General features: G+C 35.1%; 17 protein-coding genes. 16 read left to right on the top strand and 1 reads right to left on the bottom strand.

What is annotated here, in order from left to right; genetic code table 11:
- The first annotated feature begins 13 nt into the window (after window positions 1-13).
- The 4 genes from LLS04_RS07315 to LLS04_RS07330 all read left to right on the top strand — a co-directional run bounded on the left by LLS04_RS07315 (window position 14) and on the right by LLS04_RS07330 (window position 4,306).
- Complete coding sequence (locus tag LLS04_RS07315; protein ID WP_323611057.1) at window positions 14-1,102, top strand: DUF871 domain-containing protein; 1,089 nt, start codon at window positions 14-16, stop codon at window positions 1,100-1,102.
- A 54-nt stretch (window positions 1,103-1,156) separates the two neighbouring features.
- Window positions 1,157-1,816, top strand: coding sequence for a GntR family transcriptional regulator (locus LLS04_RS07320; protein WP_323611058.1), 660 nt, complete (start codon window positions 1,157-1,159; stop codon window positions 1,814-1,816).
- A gap of 152 nt (window positions 1,817-1,968) precedes the next feature.
- Window positions 1,969-3,323 (top strand): IS3 family transposase gene (locus LLS04_RS07325; RefSeq protein WP_216822551.1). Its coding sequence is split into 2 segments (ribosomal slippage): window positions 1,969-2,457 and window positions 2,460-3,323, totalling 1,353 coding nucleotides; the frame shifts between segments, so codons are not numbered across the junction.
- 44 nt (window positions 3,324-3,367) lie between these two features.
- Window positions 3,368-4,306, top strand: a complete 939-nt coding sequence (locus tag LLS04_RS07330; protein ID WP_254006521.1) for an IS30-like element ISErh4 family transposase — start codon at window positions 3,368-3,370, stop codon at window positions 4,304-4,306.
- 38 nt (window positions 4,307-4,344) lie between these two features.
- Here the strand turns inward: LLS04_RS07330 and LLS04_RS07335 are convergent, their stop codons facing one another.
- Complete coding sequence (locus LLS04_RS07335) at window positions 4,345-5,868, bottom strand: ABC-F family ATP-binding cassette domain-containing protein (protein ID WP_323611059.1); 1,524 nt, start codon at window positions 5,866-5,868, stop codon at window positions 4,345-4,347.
- A 182-nt stretch (window positions 5,869-6,050) separates the two neighbouring features.
- On the opposite strand from LLS04_RS07335, the gene LLS04_RS07340 reads away from it, so the two are divergent.
- From LLS04_RS07340 to LLS04_RS07395, 12 genes are all read left to right on the top strand, one after another.
- Window positions 6,051-6,596: a hypothetical protein gene (locus tag LLS04_RS07340; protein ID WP_323611061.1), complete on the top strand. Its 546-nt coding sequence runs from the start codon at window positions 6,051-6,053 to the stop codon at window positions 6,594-6,596.
- A gap of 39 nt (window positions 6,597-6,635) precedes the next feature.
- Window positions 6,636-7,691 carry a VanZ family protein gene (locus LLS04_RS07345; protein WP_323611063.1) on the top strand — a complete coding sequence of 352 codons (1,056 nt, stop codon included), beginning with the start codon at window positions 6,636-6,638 and terminating at the stop codon, window positions 7,689-7,691.
- A 285-nt stretch (window positions 7,692-7,976) separates the two neighbouring features.
- Complete coding sequence (locus LLS04_RS07350; protein ID WP_323611064.1) at window positions 7,977-10,379, top strand: AraC family transcriptional regulator; 2,403 nt, start codon at window positions 7,977-7,979, stop codon at window positions 10,377-10,379.
- A 199-nt stretch (window positions 10,380-10,578) separates the two neighbouring features.
- The gene (locus LLS04_RS07355; RefSeq protein WP_323611065.1) at window positions 10,579-11,274 is read left to right on the top strand and encodes a prepilin peptidase; all 696 of its coding nucleotides are present in this window, start codon (window positions 10,579-10,581) and stop codon (window positions 11,272-11,274) included.
- A gap of 9 nt (window positions 11,275-11,283) precedes the next feature.
- Window positions 11,284-11,457 carry a Flp family type IVb pilin gene (locus LLS04_RS07360; protein ID WP_003773565.1) on the top strand — a complete coding sequence of 58 codons (174 nt, stop codon included), beginning with the start codon at window positions 11,284-11,286 and terminating at the stop codon, window positions 11,455-11,457.
- A 23-nt stretch (window positions 11,458-11,480) separates the two neighbouring features.
- A complete protein-coding gene (locus LLS04_RS07365) occupies window positions 11,481-11,651 on the top strand; it encodes a Flp family type IVb pilin (protein ID WP_003773567.1) in 171 nt (56 codons plus the stop codon).
- 140 nt (window positions 11,652-11,791) lie between these two features.
- Entirely contained in the window at window positions 11,792-12,331 is a 540-nt protein-coding gene (locus LLS04_RS07370; protein WP_323611066.1) for a TadE/TadG family type IV pilus assembly protein, read from the top strand.
- The gene (locus LLS04_RS07375; RefSeq protein WP_223270490.1) at window positions 12,312-12,881 is read left to right on the top strand and encodes a TadE family protein; all 570 of its coding nucleotides are present in this window, start codon (window positions 12,312-12,314) and stop codon (window positions 12,879-12,881) included. Before LLS04_RS07370 ends, LLS04_RS07375 begins: the two co-directional genes overlap by 20 nt.
- Entirely contained in the window at window positions 12,875-13,363 is a 489-nt protein-coding gene (locus tag LLS04_RS07380) for a TadE/TadG family type IV pilus assembly protein (RefSeq protein ID WP_003773572.1), read from the top strand. Before LLS04_RS07375 ends, LLS04_RS07380 begins: the two co-directional genes overlap by 7 nt.
- Window positions 13,364-13,384: 21 nt before the next feature.
- Window positions 13,385-14,194, top strand: coding sequence for a Flp pilus assembly protein CpaB (gene cpaB / locus LLS04_RS07385; RefSeq protein WP_013852946.1), 810 nt, complete (start codon window positions 13,385-13,387; stop codon window positions 14,192-14,194).
- Window positions 14,195-14,208: 14 nt separating this feature from the next.
- The gene (locus tag LLS04_RS07390) at window positions 14,209-15,447 is read left to right on the top strand and encodes a P-loop NTPase (RefSeq protein ID WP_013852947.1); all 1,239 of its coding nucleotides are present in this window, start codon (window positions 14,209-14,211) and stop codon (window positions 15,445-15,447) included.
- Window positions 15,447-16,811, top strand: coding sequence for a CpaF family protein (locus LLS04_RS07395; RefSeq protein ID WP_323611067.1), 1,365 nt, complete (start codon window positions 15,447-15,449; stop codon window positions 16,809-16,811). The genes LLS04_RS07390 and LLS04_RS07395 overlap by 1 nt, the downstream gene beginning before the upstream one ends.
- Window positions 16,812-16,813 lie beyond the last annotated feature (2 nt).

Genomic DNA, 16,813 nt, shown 5'->3' on the forward strand with positions numbered 1-16,813 from the left:
GAAGGAGCATATTATGGCACGTTTAGGAATATCGATATATCCAGAAAATTCCACAAAGGAAAAGGATATTGCGTACTTGAATCAAGCAGCAGACTGTGGTTTTAAACGTATTTTTATGAGTTTACTTCAATCTGATTTTGATCATAAAGATCAACTCATTCGTGATTATCGTTTGCTTACGGATGCTGCTCACCAAAGAGGCATGGAAGTTATTGTCGATGTCGCACCTGCAGTATTTAAGGCATTTAATATTACGCATACAGATCTTTCTTTTTTTAATGAAATTGGTGTAGATGGTATTATACTTGATGAAGGGTTTAATGGTTCATTAGAAAGTCAAATGACCTTTAATCAATATGATTTAAAGATTGAATTAAACTCAAGTCAGGGAAATGATTATATTGAAAATGTCATGACGTATTATCCAAATAAAAATGCTTTAATCACATGCCATAACTTTTATCCGCAACGATATACGGGATTAAGTAAGGAACATTTTGATTATTGTAATCAGAAGATTCGAAAACTAGGACTTCAAAGTGCTGCATTTGTATCAAGTCAAAATAAGGATACTTTCGGTCCATGGCCTGTTTATGAAGGCTTGTGTACACTGGAACATCATCGTGATTTATCAATTGATGTGCAAATTCGAGAGTTAATTGCGACTGAAATGATTGATGATATTATAATTGGTAATGCTTATGCATCGAATGAAGAATTAGCCTCATGTGCAAGTATCGAACTGGGCAAGTTACAGTTTAAAATCAACTTAGAGGTTGAGCTTTCAGATGTTGAGTCTAAAATAGTTTATAAACATTATCACTTTGTTCGTGGTGATATGAGCTCTTATATGGCACGCTCAACGATGCCGAGGGTTACGTATGCGGAAGCATCAATTCCACCTAAGAATACGGTTGACTTAAAACGGGGTGATGTAGTTGTTTTAAATGATGCATATGGCCGTTATAAAGGGGAATTGCATATTGTTCTTGAAGCGATGCCAAATGATGGAAATAAGAATAAAATTGGGCAAATTCCTGATATGGAAATGATGTTGCTTGATTACATCAAACCATGGCGTCCATTCGCATTCATCAAATAATCGTTGATTGTTTATAATATTATTTTATAATAGGTATATATTGGAGGTGTAGGGATGAAGATTCCACTTTATCAGCAAATTAAAGATAAAATCATAACAATGATTGATATCATGGAACCAAACGCCTCAATTCCCAGTGAACGTGATTTTACCGATCACTTTCAGGCAAGTCGTATGACTGTTCGAAAAGCAATTAATGAATTAGTTGACGAAGGATACCTTTATCGCGATGCCAACCGTGGTACGTTTGTATCGGACAAGAGATTAATCAAGAAGAATTCATTACTAACACCAGAGTTTGATAAACATACAATTTTATATTTTGATGTAAAGGCTTCTTGTGGTGAAGACGTGAGTTCAAAATTAAATATTTCTCAGGATACTTCAGTGGTACGGTTTATTCGCATCTTATCCAAAAATAATATTAATATTGCTCTTGAAGAAGTTTATATCGCTCGGAATCAATTGTCTGATGAAGCGTTCAACGATTTACCAAAACTAGAGAATTTTAATGCATTCTTCAATCGTGGTAGTGCGTCCTTTACGGTGATTCCAATGCTTGTTCCAATTAAATATGCGAATCTTTTAGGAATCAAGCTTGAAAGCCCGATTTTATCCATTGAATCTATTATTTATAAAAATGATGGAAGCCCACTTGTTTACATTAAGAGTTTTAATCATCCTATTTATCGATCAATTGAAATTACAGATTAAAAAAAACTTAGACACAATAGTCTAAGTTTTTCCTAAATTCAAATCTCAACCGCACCACCCAAGGTGCGGTTGTTTTTGTATAATAAAAGGAGCCCACCCGACTATGAACCGCACCCCGAATCTTGGACAAAGATGAGGAGGTGCGGTTTTTTATGGCTAAGCTAACACGAAAACAAAAAATTGAAATATATGAAAAACGAAAGTTAGGACAGTCAGTATGTTCATTAGTAAATGAGTATGGTATTAATAAATCAAGTATTAAATATTTGGTAAGACTTATCGATCAACATGGACCCAATGTTCTAAGACGAAACAAAAATCACTTTTATTCTCATGAATTTAAGTTAGAAGTAATAAATCGGATATTAATGGATGGAGAAAGTACAATAGCTGTCGCCATCGAACTTGGATTAAGTTCTGATGGATTGATTTACAATTGGATTAAAAATTATAAAGAAAACGGCTATAATGTCATAGAACGGAAACGAGGTAAACCATCTATGACAAAACCAACTAAACTATTAACAGTTAATGATGAACTAAAGGCATTGAAGAAAAAAAACAAGTATTTGGAAGCGGAGAATGAATATTTAAAAAAATTGAATGCCGTAGTGAAACAAAGGGTGGAGCGCGAAAAGAAGAAAAAACCAGAGTAGTCTCCTTACTACGACAAAAATATCCCTTAGAGATTCTTTTAAAAATATCCGGACTCGCTCGATCTACTTACTACTTCTACGTTTCAAAAATTGATTTTGATACCAAAAACGACGAACTTATGCAAGAGATTATAGAAATCTATTATGATCACAAAGGACGATATGGTTATCGTAGAATTACTTTAGAACTAAATAATCGAGGAATTCGTGTAAATCACAAGAAAGTCTTGAGACTTATGAATAAAATGGGATTACATTCAATCATAAGAAAGAAACGTAAGTATTCTTCATATAAAGGGACAGTGGGAACCATTGTTGAGAATCGAGTTCAAAGAGATTTTGAAGCTGATAAACCCAATCAAAAATGGTTTACGGATATCACTGAGTTTAATGTGCAAGGGAAGAAAATCTATCTTTCACCAATACTTGATGCATATGGTAGATACATTGTATCTTACAACATATCTACAAGTCCTAATTTGGATCAAACTAGAGACATGCTTCACAAGGCATTTTCTTGTAACGATACGCAAGGAACAATTATTCATTCGGATAGAGGCTGGCAATATCAACATCAATTTTATGTGAAAGAATTAGAAGCACATTCGATGATTAGAAGTATGTCAAGAAAGGGAAATAGTATTGATAACGGACTCATGGAGGGATTTTTTGGGCTACTAAAATCAGAAATGTATTATGACCAAGAACATAAGTATAAAAAGGTAGAAGAATTAGTTGATGCAATTGATGAATATATCGACTATTATAATAACAAGAGAATTAAGAGCAAACTAAAAGGACTGACCCCTGTTCAATACAGGAATCAATCCTTAAATTTAAAAGATAATTAGCTTGTCCAAGATTTGGGGTTCAGTTCACTAAAAGGAGCTCCCATATGAAGTATAAACAATTAGATAAAAAAATGAAAGACCAAATTGATATTCTATTAAGCATCGGTTATTCTATGCGCAAGGCAGCACGTAAACTCAATATATCTCATTCTACGATTTCTAGATATAAAAATAATGTCTATAAGAAACGAACGATTGATATCCGAGACAAATATTCCCACTTAATCGAATATCTGCATTCTCACTATGATCCTAAAGTTCATTCGGTAGAAGTATGTTTGAGTAACTATAAACGATATCATCCATATAAACCGTGTGTTACATCGCAACAAGTCTATAACTGGATTAACCAAGGTAAACTTGATATAAAACCAAATAGAATGTGCTATAAACGTCGAAAACGCAAAAAAAGAATTAGTGGAATGATGAATCACTTAAGATGGAACTTGGAAGAGAAAACGGTACTTCCAATTAGTCTTAGACCTAAATACATTGAGGAACGTAACGAGATTGGTCATCTCGAAATCGACTCTATAATCGGTAAGAAACATGAATCTGCAGCGATTATATCCATTGTAGACCGCTGCTCAAGAATGACCTGGCTTATTAAAGCAGAATATCGATATGACTATTACACATCAAACTTAATTCGAAAATTTATTGAAGAGAATAATATAACAACCAAATCAATAACAGTAGATAATGGACTTGAATTTAAAACACTAGGAATTACAGCCAAGCGGTTGGGTGTGAAACTATATAAGTGTGATCCATACTGTTCTTTTCAACGTGGAACCAATGAACGAGCGAATGCAATCGTTAGAAGGTTTATACCAAAAGGAAAATCAATGTATGATATAGCGCAACAATATCTGGATGATATTTGCTTCAAAATTAACTCAATGCCGCGAAAAATATTTGACTTCAAAACGGCCTATGAGATAGACTTTAATAAAAGTAAAAGTGGTGCGGTTGAGATTTGATAAAAGAAAAACTTAGACACAATAGTCTAAGTTTTTTTCTATTTTTCTATACTGATTATCTTATCAATCCAATCTTCATAGAAGCTAGCTTCATGGGAAACAAGAATAATTGTGCCTGTATAAGATTGTAAGGCGTATTTCAAGGCATCCTTACTTTCGATATCAAGATGGTTGGTTGGTTCATCGAGTACGAGCATATTTGTATAACGATTCATCAACAAGCATAGTTTTACCTTGGTTTGTTCACCGCCACTTAATGTCTTGATGCTACGACTCCAATGTTCTTCTTTCATGCCGACTGAGGCAAGGGTCTTACGCACTTCGCCCTGAGAAAACTTTGGATAAGTTTGACTCACAATTTGCAGGGGCGTTAATGTATCATCGCTCCAATTAAGACTTTGTTCAAAGTAACCGATTTTTAAATCATCATTTAAATAGATGCTACCATCTAAAGGTTTAAGTTGGCCCATGATTGTTTTGATGAGCGTTGATTTACCAATACCATTAAAACCTGTAATCGCAAAGCGTTCTCCGCCATAAATTTTCATATTAAAGCCATCAATTAGAATCGAATCATAACCGATTGCAAGTTCAAGTGTTTCAAGAACTCGAACGTTAGCTTGAGAAAGTGTTTTGAAAGCGTAGTTTTGTTTTGCGTGAGCTAAGGGAGCGTGGACACGATCAAGACGATTTAATTGTTTCTGACGTCCTCGTGCCATCTTTGCATTACCACCTGCTTTATTTTTACGAATAAAAGCCTCTGTTTTATCAATATAATTTTGTTGTTTGGAATAAAGACTGAGTTGTTCCATGCGGTTATGTTCTTTTTGTTTTAAAAAGGCATCATAGTTTCCGTTATAACGTGTTATTTTTTGAAAATCGATATCGACGATGACATTTGCGACACGATTGATAAAAGAATCATCATGGGAAACAACGATAAAACTCTTTGCATAAGCATTCAAATAATTCGCAAGCCATTCAATATGATCAACATCGAGGAAGTTTGTTGGCTCATCAAGCAATAATACGTCTGCATCGGAGAGTAATAACTTTCCTAAGATTACTTTTGCACGTTGGCCACCGGATAAGTGCTCAATTTTTGTGTCAGATCCTAGGAGGTGTAATCCAAGTCCTTGAATTACTTTTTGAATTTCTGTTTCTATTGTATAAAAATCCGCCTGTAAAAGACGTTCTTGAATGTTTGAAGCTTTTCGAAGTGCATCCTCATCCTCAATTGATTCTAAGTAATAAGCATTCATGCGTGTCTCTAAATCAAACAATTCTTTGTAGGTTGTGGAAAGGTAACCGTGAATGGTAAGGGTAGGGTCAACGCTGACATATTGATCCATAAATGCAACATTCAGCTTATCTTGCCAAACTATAGTTCCGAAATCGGGAGATAAATCACCAGTCATAAAGCGTATTAATGTACTTTTACCGGCTCCATTTAAGCCAACAAGACCGATATGGTCTCCCTTATGTAAGAGAAACTCTGCATTACTGTATAGTTGTCGCTCCACAAATGTGTGCGTTAAATTCTTAATTTCAAGATAGGGCATTCTAAACCTTCTTTCGTGATGAAGGTTTAAGCTATAACATCCTTCATTTAAAATATATTGCTTATTATAACATAGTTGTTTTAAATAATTAAGATTTGTACAAATTAGGAATGGTTTTATCTAATACGGCGAAACGAATAAATATCCTAATTTCTATGATACGTTATAGAGGGGATTTTATTATGAATAAAAATAGAAAACACATAAATGTATTTGTGAGTCTTGTTTTAGTTGTTGTTGCTTCGTATCAGGGGTTTAAGATGCATTACGCCGTATTGGTTTTGAAGTCCGATACAGTTCCGTTTCAACGGTCTACCCAGACAATCTATGTTGTACGTAAAAATACTGAGTTTGTACTCCCGGCACATAATTTGTATGAACCAGACCAAGAGGTCTTGTTTAAGGGATGGATTTTTGATTCTAAATCAAATCCACAAAATAAAATTATGGTTACAGATGATATAACGGTATATGCCTCATGTAAGGTTGTGACTTCGGAGGTAATGGTTGAAAATGTTGAGATTCCGTTTAAAACGATGTATGTTGATCCAAAATCTTTTGATATGATCGATCCAGTACAAGGTGAAAATGGGGTTATGGAGGTTCGAATACGGGTTATTTATCATGATGATGAGATTTTCAAAACCGAAAAACCGATTAAATTTGTGAAAACAATGCCGATTGATGAAATTAAACATATTAATCTTGAGAATTCTCGACAAGAATAGGGGAATCATGTAAAATCTAGATATAGAATGGAGTTTTACATGTTTGAACGTTATTTAAGTCCTATCATAAAAAATACTCAAGGGGTATCCATCAATTCAGGCATCATCGTTTATATTTTTATTGCGATGATTTTTTTAGTGAGATATCGCAAAACAACAATCAAAAACAAAATTTTAGGTCTTCTTTTTATTTTATATCTTGGAAAAGTTATGGATCTTACATTATTTCCGCTTCCTTTAAATCAAAAAGAAGTACAGAATGCAGCCATTCATTTTTCTCTTGAAAATGCATCCATTGATTATTATAATTTAATTCCGTTTCGAAATGGATTCAGTCTCAAAAATCTCAAAGAGCCATTGCTTAATGTATTAATGATGGTTCCAATGGGCGTGTTTCTACCAATGTTTTTAAAACGCTTTCGTAAAGTAGAAAAGACGGTACTTGCAACCTTTATGATTTCGCTCCTGATTGAATGTGCTGAATTGTTATTGACGCTTTCTTTTGGTGTTATATTATGGCATTTTGATGTCACCGATTTAATTACAAATACATTTGGGGGGTTCATTGGTTATTGTTTGTATTATCACGCAGTCCGTTATGTTCTGGTATATTTAGATCGGAAAGAAGATCATTGGTTGCAACGAAAAGGGTTTGGTGTCATGTCTGTCTTACTGCTGTTTATTTTTATGATGTCGAGCATTTATTTAGAGGTGTCTGCAAACGATTCAATCACGTATCGCTTAAACATGCGGAATATGATTTCAAATGGGAAATCAAATCGCAAGTATTACTCCTTTGATCCCCATTCGGTATCGATGGAAGGATCAATGAAATTGAAACGAGATGATTTCGAAGGGATTCATGATGATAATCCGACGATTGAGTTAAAACAAAAGGTATTGTTCCTTGATTATTCGTTTGGAAAATACGAGGTAGGTCGAATTCATTTAGATGCTCATCAAGAAGAAGGCGACGTGCGTTTATTTTCAATCCTTTGGGATTTAGAGCGTGATGGTGATCGCTTCTATTTCATAACTGAATCCAAGATTGCGACAGCACGCAAGGTTGGTGAAGCGAAGATTACAAATCCATAAAGAAGGAAACCCTTCTTTTTTTTTGCGTGTTTGTACGAAAAAGTGGACAAAATAGACATATTTTGCGTATAAATCTACCAAATGTGCAAAACCTATGTGAAATTTTGTTGAAATGTGTTAAATTATACATGTTGTATTCGATAAAGAAAAAGATATAAACAAAAAAAACAATCTTTGATTTTAATAAGTATGGGTAATGCTTATCAAAGAAAAAGATAATCATACGATTCTAAATGAATCCTCTATGATTCTTTTTGATGACAATGTGCAAGGGAGAACCATACCATGAATACTATACATATCAAAAAAACTGAATCCTGCTCGCTCGCAGGAATTGCTATGAATAATGGAATTGTTGTTGTTAGAAGAAATTTACCGTATCGGACATTTTTAAAACAAATTGACGGCAAGGAATTTGAGGCGAACAAAGCATTTGAAGTTATTTATGTCGTGAAAGGCATGATTGGACTTCGCGTAAATGGTTCGTATTTAAATCTAAATGAAGGTGATGTTTATATTCTTGAACCGAATCGAGCTCATTGTTTTTATGCAAACAGTCGGGATAATTTAATTCTCGTCGCACAAATAGATTCATCGTTTGCAGAAGAGCATTTTAACTTATCTCCAAAGGTAAGTATCGATAGTACTCTTAAAGACCAGAGAAATAAAGTACGTCTTATTGAATCCATTCGTCATCTGTATGGTCAAAAAGATGCCGGTGAAGTGACATTTGAAGACAGTTATCATGCTGTTAAAGAAGTTGTGGATTCTATAAAACTTTTTGTAATGAATCAAAAACGATCCATTATAAGTACTGATTCTATTGAATCCATCGTAATAGATATTACAGAAAAGTATGCAGATGCGAAAAACGAGAAAATAACGTTAGAGGGACTTGCGGACGAGTATAATGTGAGTGGCGCATATCTATCGAGAATGTTTAAAAAGATCACCGGCGTTAATGTAAGTGAATACTTTAGAGTGAATCGCATTAATTATGCTGTTGACTGTTTAATCAACACAGATTTAACGATGACCGAAATCTCAAACCATTGTGGTTTTTTAGATATTAAAGCATTAGGAAGAGATTTCCAAAAAGTTTTTGGTTTATCACCAACACAATTTAGAAAACAGTATACAACGGAACATATCGCATCCTTAGAATATCCTTATGCTGCAGATTCTAAAGTGCGTTATTTCTTGGAAGTGGGTACAAAAGGCCCAAGTCAACTCGAAAATGAGCCTATTAAAGCACTCGAGGCACGCATTAATCCAAACTTTATTAAAGGGCATTTCCGAAATGCGTGGGGTGTTGTTGTGGATTTAGACTGTGTGGTCGATCGTGATTTCTTAAGTATCGCGGAATTACGGGAAACACTGGGACAATTTAAATTTAAGACAGTTAAAATTAAACTTGCATTTTTAGATGGCGTCTTTAAATTGCAAACCAAATCTGGTGCATTGCGAGATTTCTCATCTTTTGAAATTTATAATATCTTTACTGTATTTTCTGAATTTGATATTATTCCAGTTTTAAGACTTGATTTTGTAACCTTTAATGCACTGTTACAAGAAGGTGCGAGTTTAAATGAAATTAATCATGCAGTGGTAGGAATGCAGAAAGCATTGGATGAGGCATCATTAATCATTAGTAATTCTAAGCTTCGTGAATGGGGTTATGAATTATACTTTCCTACGATTAACGATGCGGTGAGTGATCAATCTCGAAGACCGATGTTTAAGGAATGTATCCATTCCTTTGTGAAAGTTCTTCAAGAAAAGTTTGATCAAGAGAAAGTTCGTTGGGGCCTGTATCTTGGGTCGTTTGACAACGATACGCGCGATATTCATCAAGAGTATCTTGAAATGATTGCGGAAATGAATATCGAACCAGCATTTTATACGTGTGATCTCAATTTCACAAATAATGATTTTGGTAGTGACCAACTATTGCCAAAGATACTTAATGATATTCGTGAGATTAATCATGCAATCCGCATTAGTTTACCTGCGGATCGCTTAGGAAGACACATTGTGGCAGCGTCGTTTAATTATGCTGTAGAAGATGACTACCGTTGGAATGATGCATTTGATAATCCATTCTATAATCTGCTCTTTCTTCCAATTCTGCTTCAGTTAAGTTTAGGTGACTTCTACTTTTCATCTTGGAATATATTAGGGAAGTCTCAGCATCAAATGATGCCCATGTCTTACTCCAGTTTCTATAATTATCTTGGTGTAGAACGGATGCCATTTTATGTACTTAAGTTTCTTCAAGAATTGTTTGGTACTGTCGTAGATTATGGTGAGGGCTATATTGTGACTCGAAATCATCATGATTATGCAATCATTGTTTATTCAAATTATTACGAATCGTATCGACGTGTGGATTCTAAAGATCGTAACAGTGGTTCAGAGTACGAGCGTAAGGTTAATTTTAAAATTGAAAGTATTAATGGTCGTTACAAAATGACGGAACGTTATTTAGATTATAAAAATGCATATTTCTGTCAGAATTGGATTGAAGATACAGGAATATCAAATCTTACTCCTGAAGAGCGGGATTACATCCGCCAACAGTCAAATCCACGGATGAAGGTTAAATATTTGGAACTCGACGGTGAATTAGATTACACATTCAACCAGAGTTTGTTGAATATTAGTCTCATTAAGTTAAATAAGATATAAAAAGATACCAAATTACGGTATCTTTTTTATTTCTATCACATTTAACACAATTAATTACATTTGCAATGACAAATAATGCGTAGTGCACAGCAAAGATGGGTAAACGGTTAAAATTTTGTGAAATTCACGTCAAAATATTGGTAGATACAGAAACCATATCATCATATACTATCTATGTCGGTGATGAGGAGATTCTATAGTGAATATTATTGTTTATATGGTTCTAACTGCTTTATTTTTTACACTAGGATACAACATTTCAAGATTTGTGAAAGATACTGTAGCTTGGAAACAAAAACGTAATAATAAGATCTATAAGGTCTTTCGTCCAGAAGATGCGCATGACGCATTGATGAATGGCATTTATGTCGGTGCAGCTACTTTAGTTGCATATACATCATTCGGATTGTTTGAAGCTACTGTTATTTCTATAATTGCTTTCTTAGCGGTTTATGGTATTCGAATCGATCAACGCATTCGAATTATTCCAAATGAGATGGTCCTTTGTGTCCTTGTCATTGGTGTAATATATCAGTTTGTAACAAATGGATTTCATGGATTGTCAACTGGACTTATAGCAATGCTATTAACAGGTATACTGTTCTTTGCTACAGCCTTCTTGACAAAAGCATTCTCTGGAAGTCTCGGTGTGGGAGCAGGCGATATAAAGCTTGCAATTGCATTATCATTTATGTTGGGATTACCTAATATCTTAACATTTCTAATAGGTATCGTACTTTGCTTGTTAATTTACATTGTTATCGGTTTTTACACCAAAACGATGTACATCGGTAGTACATTCCCCATGTGTACACAATTAATGGGCGGTGCTTTATTCGCGCTGTATTACCCAGTCATCAGTATGTTGATTTGCAGTGTTCTGTTAGGATGTTAGGAGATAGTTATGATAACCGTAAATGAATTTATGGACGAGGAGTCTGGACAAGGCATGGTTGAATACGGACTCATTCTCGTATTGGTTTCAGTAGTTACAGTAGTGGTGCTCAAATCTATCGGGAGTGGTTATGTTAAAACAATGTTTGAAACAGTCGCTGATCTAGTCCCTAAAATTAATTAGGGAAGAAAAATGAGGAGAAAATTATGAAAAACTTTTTATTCAATGAAGAATCAGGACAAGGTATGGTTGAATACGGTCTTATCTTAGTTCTTGTTTCAGTAGTAGTTATCGTTGTTATGAAGACTTTAGGTACAAACCTAAAAGGAATCTTCGAAAACGTAGGTAAAGAATTACAAGCAGGTAAAGGCGCTTAGTCTTAACACGCATTTATAAATTGTTAAAGTATCGCGCAAGTGATACTTTAACTTTAAATATTTTATAATCTCTATCCGGCTTGGATAGTTCCGAGGGGATGATTTTTCATCCCCTTTATTTGTCGCTTTAAGGAGTGAATATGATAAAAAAACTTAAAGGTGAAAGTGGTCAAAGTGTTACGGAATTTGCTTTAATCCTTCCTATTCTTATAATTATGCTTGCTTTGATCATGGACGTTGGTAAAGCGGTGCATGCGAAGGTCAATTTACAATATCTAACCAGTGAAATTCAAAAGGTTGCGGTATTGTACGACGAAGGTGGTGCAACGGGTGGTGTAAAAGATCAATCCCGATTTAGCAGTAAAGATAAGACGATTGAAACACTTATTAACAATAATGGTACACTTGACCCTAAACGCTTAAAATATGAAATTGACTTATCTGATATTGAACATCGTGATTTTACGCGAAAAATTTGGAGCGCAAATGATGGTGGGTTTATCGGACATAAAAATAGAACTGATATACGTTATGTAACCGTAACAACAACTTATGATGTTCCTTTCTCAATGTATATTACAAAACAAATAATGGGTGAGACACTTCGTCTAACAGAAACGTACAGTGGTTTAATGTACTTAGGAGGCGATGGTGATGCTAATGTCAAAGTTGGTCAATAAATCTAAAAAAGAAAAAGGTCAGGCAATGGTGGAATTTGCGATTGTGCTGCCACTTTTTCTATTGATAGTTTGCTTTTTAATTGATGTGAGCTGGGTGGTTTATAACAAAGTGCAGTTTGATTACTCACTGCGTAAGATGGCCATTCAATTGGATCTTGGTCCTCAACAAAAGCATGCCCTCCATACAAATCAAAGTTATATCGTAGATGGTGGTTGGGCCAATACTCATATTCGCGATATGTATGAAAAAAATGTCGAAGAAATGGGTGCACCGATTGATGTAAGTCGCGTAACGATTGAAAACAGTCGTATAGCGGTACTCGCTGGAAAACGCGAATTTAATTATGGTGTTCCAGATGGTACGGATAAAGATCGCGCAAACAGTAAATTTAAAACAACGACAATGGAAATAGCGTCGGATGTAAAATACAAAGTCTACCCAATTACTCCTTTCTCGAAGCCATTCCTCAAAGATGGTGTAGAGTTGAAAAATAATCTTTATAAAATTAGAAGAATTGAGTTAGTAGGGGGTAAGAATCAACAATGGTAAATTTTAAAAATGAAGAAGATGGAAATATTCTAATTATGTTTGCATTTATTCTAATGTTTCTATTGGGATTTGTTGCGCTATCAACAGATGTTGTTTTAGCAATGAATAAAAAAGATAAATTAACAGAAGTAGCCTATTTGGTTCGTGAAGCACGTCTTGATATCACAGAAGAAATGTTGCATTCACAACAAGGTCAACAGATTGCATTGGATAATGCACATGAGATCCTGAAACGAAATGGTATTGATCCGAGTCAATTCGAGTTGGTCTGGAATGAACAACGTGGTATGTCTCCAAACGGTAACTATATGATTAGTCTTACCGGGACTATTATTTTACGTGATGTTTATAAAACGACAACTTTGAAAGCACTTGGAATTGATGAGTTCCCAATTAAAGTTGAATTACCTGTATGGCAAAACTTTACAGATCAACAACCTATTTGGGATGGTCGTACTCCAACCATTAATGGTGTTTATTAATATTAAGAAAGAGGAATTACTTTGGATAAGAATAAATTAATTTCTGTAGTTGTAGCTGCAGGTGTATTTCTTTTAGCGTTAATGAACCCAATCCAAGGTTTAAAAAAGGAAATACCGAAGAAAGATTTAACGCAAGTTGTTGTAGCGCTTAAACCCCTTACAGCACAAACTCGAATTACTCAAGATATGATAGAAGTTAAGAGCGTTCATAAAGATGCTGCACCTGAAGGTGCTTTTGCGGATGCTGAGCGTGTTGTCGGTAAAGTTACAACTACAAAGATGTCCGTTGGCGATATGTTTACCGGAGAAAAGGTAGAGGTAGTGGGTCAAGGTTCAAGTGGTTTAAGTACAGTTCTTACAGACAATATGCGTGCTTATACTGTAAAACTTGAAGGACAATACGGAATGCAAGGGTTAATTCGTGTTGGAAATAAAATTGATATCATTACTGTTTTAGATAGTGATTTACCAGAAGATACACTTCAAAAATATGATTATTTGAAGAAGAACTATCCTCAATTGTATGCAGGATCTGTTGAAACTGCAGTTGATGGTAAAGAACGTATTCCAGTTCTTGGTTTGAAAGAAAAGAAAGCAGTGCTCCTTTTACAAAATAAAGAAGTTCTTGCAATTGATCAAGACACCTTACCGGATGATAAAAAAGTAGCGGATAAGATGTACACAACTGTAACACTAGCTGTTTCTGCTGAAGATGCACTTAAATTAGCTGTTTCTGAATCAGTAGGTACTAACCGTGCAATCTTAAGAAGTCATGATCATGACAAGGTTGATAAAGTTCCTGGTGTTATCACAGGCGATTTATTGAAATAGAGAAGGAGAATTAGATGGAGTTAAAAGTTTTAGTATTTGCGGAAGATAGTGTCGCACAAAGACTCTTTCCGATGCTACAAGATGATGAAATCCGCATCGTTGGTAAATCAAACGATGAGAACAAAGTCTTAGATGATATCTCAAAAACAAAACCAGATATTGTTCTAATTTATTCTTCTCATGAAAGTATTTTGCAACGTGTATGTCAACAAATTTATTTATTACGTCCTAAGTCTGTACCTGTAGTTCTAACACAAGAATATACAAGTGAAACGATGCAAAAGGTTATGCAAACAGGTGTTCATTATATTTTACCGATGCAAATTGATCGTTCTACTTTAGTACAACAATTAAAAGGGATTCACAGTAATGAGTCATCACGACTTATTGCATTAGAAAACAGTTCAACAAACAACTGGAAATCAAAAGTTATTACAGTTTTTAGTTCAAAAGGTGGTGTTGGTCGTACAACAGTAGCAATGAACTTAGCTGTGAAACTTGCACAAAAGAAATTAAAAGTTGCGATTTTAGATTTTGATTTAGAATTTGGAGAAGTTGCAACGGCAATGCGTATTGAAACGAAAGATACACTTGCAGAGTTATTACAAGAACAAGCAAGTCCTAACGTCGATACCATCCGAAAATATATGGCTGTTCACCCTTCCGGTGTAAACGTGCTTGCTGCACCTAACAGTCCTGAATTTGCGGATAACATTTCAGTTTCACAAGTTGAAAAAATTGTATCGTCGCTTCGTTCCTATTACGATTACCTAATTATTGATACGAGCATGGGATTTAATAATATTAACTTGTCATGTTTTGACTTATCATCCACAATCATTTATGTAACTGGAATGGATATTCCAACTTTACGTAGAACGAAAAAAGGATTGTCGATTGTAACCTCATTAGCAGGTAATGAAAAAATCAAATTGGTAGTAGCTAAAGAAGAACCTGGACGTGTTAAACCGAAAGATGTTTCACGTGTCTTGGAATTCCCATTATGGCATACAGTCCCTTATGATTTAAAATCATCAATTGATGCTCTTAATCAAGGGAAACCAATCGCAATTGATTCACCATTATCCGGTGTTGCGAAAGCATATCAAGTAATGGCAGATGAGATTGATCAATCCGATTCACCGGATGAACAAGAAGCGGGTCCTGCGGGACTTCTTGCTAAATTTTTACCAAAACCTAAAGAAAAACCTGCTAAAGCAAAAAAAGGTAAACGAAAAAAAGGTGGTAAATAATGAAGTTATCAGAACGCTTAGAACGTGCTAAAGCAACTGAAGGTGGCGGCTCAGGTGATGGACTAGCGTTTATGCCTGGTGTATTTGAAGTTGATGCCGAACCTCAAGTTGACCAATTTAAAGACTTAAAAGCAATTATTCACCGTGAAACCATTGACGCGTATAATACGCGAATTCAAGACAACCACGGTGATAAAGAAGGAATTGATGTTCGTGAAATTATTACGGAGTGTTTAACACAACGTGCTGAAGCAATGACGAAAGCAAAACGCGAACAATTAATTCAAGAAATTTTTGACGATGTTACAGGACTTGGACCTTTAGAAGTTCTAATCCGTGATGAAGATATTTCTGAAATCATGGTTAACGGTCCGAATACCGTTTATATTGAACGTAAAGGTCGTTTGGAGTTATCAAACGTTTTCTTTAGAGATGATGCTCACGTAGCTCAAATTATTAACCGTATTGTTTCACCATTAGGTCGTCGATGTGATGAAGCAAACCCAATGGTTGATGCGCGTTTACCGGATGGTTCTCGTGTTAATGCCATTGTTCCTCCCGTAGCTCTAAGTGGTCCAACAATTACAATTCGTAAATTTAATTCAACACCACTTCAAATTAGTGACCTCATTGGTTTTAATTCGATTTCATTTGGAATGGCTGCTTTTCTTGAAGCATGTGTTAAAGGACGCTGTAATGTTGTGGTTTCTGGAGGTACTGGTTCTGGGAAAACAACATTACTTAACGTTCTCTCTAGCTTTATTCCTGAAACAGAACGTATTGTAACCATTGAAGATGCTGCTGAAATTCAGTTAATGCAAAATCATGTTATTACACTTGAAGCACGTCCCGCTAACGTTGAAGGTAAAGGTGCTGTAACCATTCGAGATATGGTAAAGAACTCCCTACGTATGCGTCCTGACCGTATTATTATTGGTGAGGTTCGTTCCGGTGAAGCGCTTGACATGTTACAAGCGATGAATACTGGGCACGATGGCTCGCTCGCTACAGGTCACGCGAATACACCGAGGGATATGATTTCCCGTCTTGAAACAATGGTTATGATGTCCGGAATGGATTTGCCTATTAAAGCGATCCGTGAACAAATTTCATCTGCGATTCAAATCATTGTTCAACAAACACGTCTTCGTGATGGTTCACGTAAAGTTGTTGCAATCACAGAAGTTACCGGTATGGAGGGTGAAATTGTTACACTCCAAGATATCTTTGTTTTCAAACAAGAAGGCTATGATGCTGCAGGTAAAGTTAAAGGTAAATTTATGGCAACTGGTATTCGTCCATACATCATTGATACATTAGAAGCGAATGGTATCCTTGTGAAAGATGATTGGTTCCAAAAATAATG

The sequence above is a fragment of the Erysipelothrix enhydrae genome, assembly GCF_035066605.1.
GTDB classification, from domain to species: Bacteria; Bacillota_I; Bacilli_A; order Erysipelotrichales; family Erysipelotrichaceae; genus Erysipelothrix; species Erysipelothrix amsterdamensis.

Excerpts from the sequence above, each read along its gene's own strand:
- LLS04_RS07315 (WP_323611057.1), top strand. The coding sequence starts at position 14 with ATGGCACGTTTAGGAATATCGATATATCCAGAAAATTCCACAAAGGAA.
- LLS04_RS07320 (WP_323611058.1), top strand. The coding sequence starts at position 1,157 with ATGAAGATTCCACTTTATCAGCAAATTAAAGATAAAATCATAACAATG.
- LLS04_RS07330 (WP_254006521.1), top strand. The coding sequence starts at position 3,368 with ATGAAGTATAAACAATTAGATAAAAAAATGAAAGACCAAATTGATATT.
- LLS04_RS07335 (WP_323611059.1), bottom strand. The coding sequence starts at position 5,868 with ATGCCCTATCTTGAAATTAAGAATTTAACGCACACATTTGTGGAGCGA.
- LLS04_RS07340 (WP_323611061.1), top strand. The coding sequence starts at position 6,051 with ATGAATAAAAATAGAAAACACATAAATGTATTTGTGAGTCTTGTTTTA.
- LLS04_RS07345 (WP_323611063.1), top strand. The coding sequence starts at position 6,636 with ATGTTTGAACGTTATTTAAGTCCTATCATAAAAAATACTCAAGGGGTA.
- LLS04_RS07350 (WP_323611064.1), top strand. The coding sequence starts at position 7,977 with ATGAATACTATACATATCAAAAAAACTGAATCCTGCTCGCTCGCAGGA.
- LLS04_RS07360 (WP_003773565.1), top strand. The coding sequence starts at position 11,284 with ATGATAACCGTAAATGAATTTATGGACGAGGAGTCTGGACAAGGCATG.
- LLS04_RS07365 (WP_003773567.1), top strand. The coding sequence starts at position 11,481 with ATGAAAAACTTTTTATTCAATGAAGAATCAGGACAAGGTATGGTTGAA.
- LLS04_RS07370 (WP_323611066.1), top strand. The coding sequence starts at position 11,792 with ATGATAAAAAAACTTAAAGGTGAAAGTGGTCAAAGTGTTACGGAATTT.
- LLS04_RS07375 (WP_223270490.1), top strand. The coding sequence starts at position 12,312 with ATGTCAAAGTTGGTCAATAAATCTAAAAAAGAAAAAGGTCAGGCAATG.
- LLS04_RS07380 (WP_003773572.1), top strand. The coding sequence starts at position 12,875 with ATGGTAAATTTTAAAAATGAAGAAGATGGAAATATTCTAATTATGTTT.
- LLS04_RS07390 (WP_013852947.1), top strand. The coding sequence starts at position 14,209 with ATGGAGTTAAAAGTTTTAGTATTTGCGGAAGATAGTGTCGCACAAAGA.
- LLS04_RS07395 (WP_323611067.1), top strand. The coding sequence starts at position 15,447 with ATGAAGTTATCAGAACGCTTAGAACGTGCTAAAGCAACTGAAGGTGGC.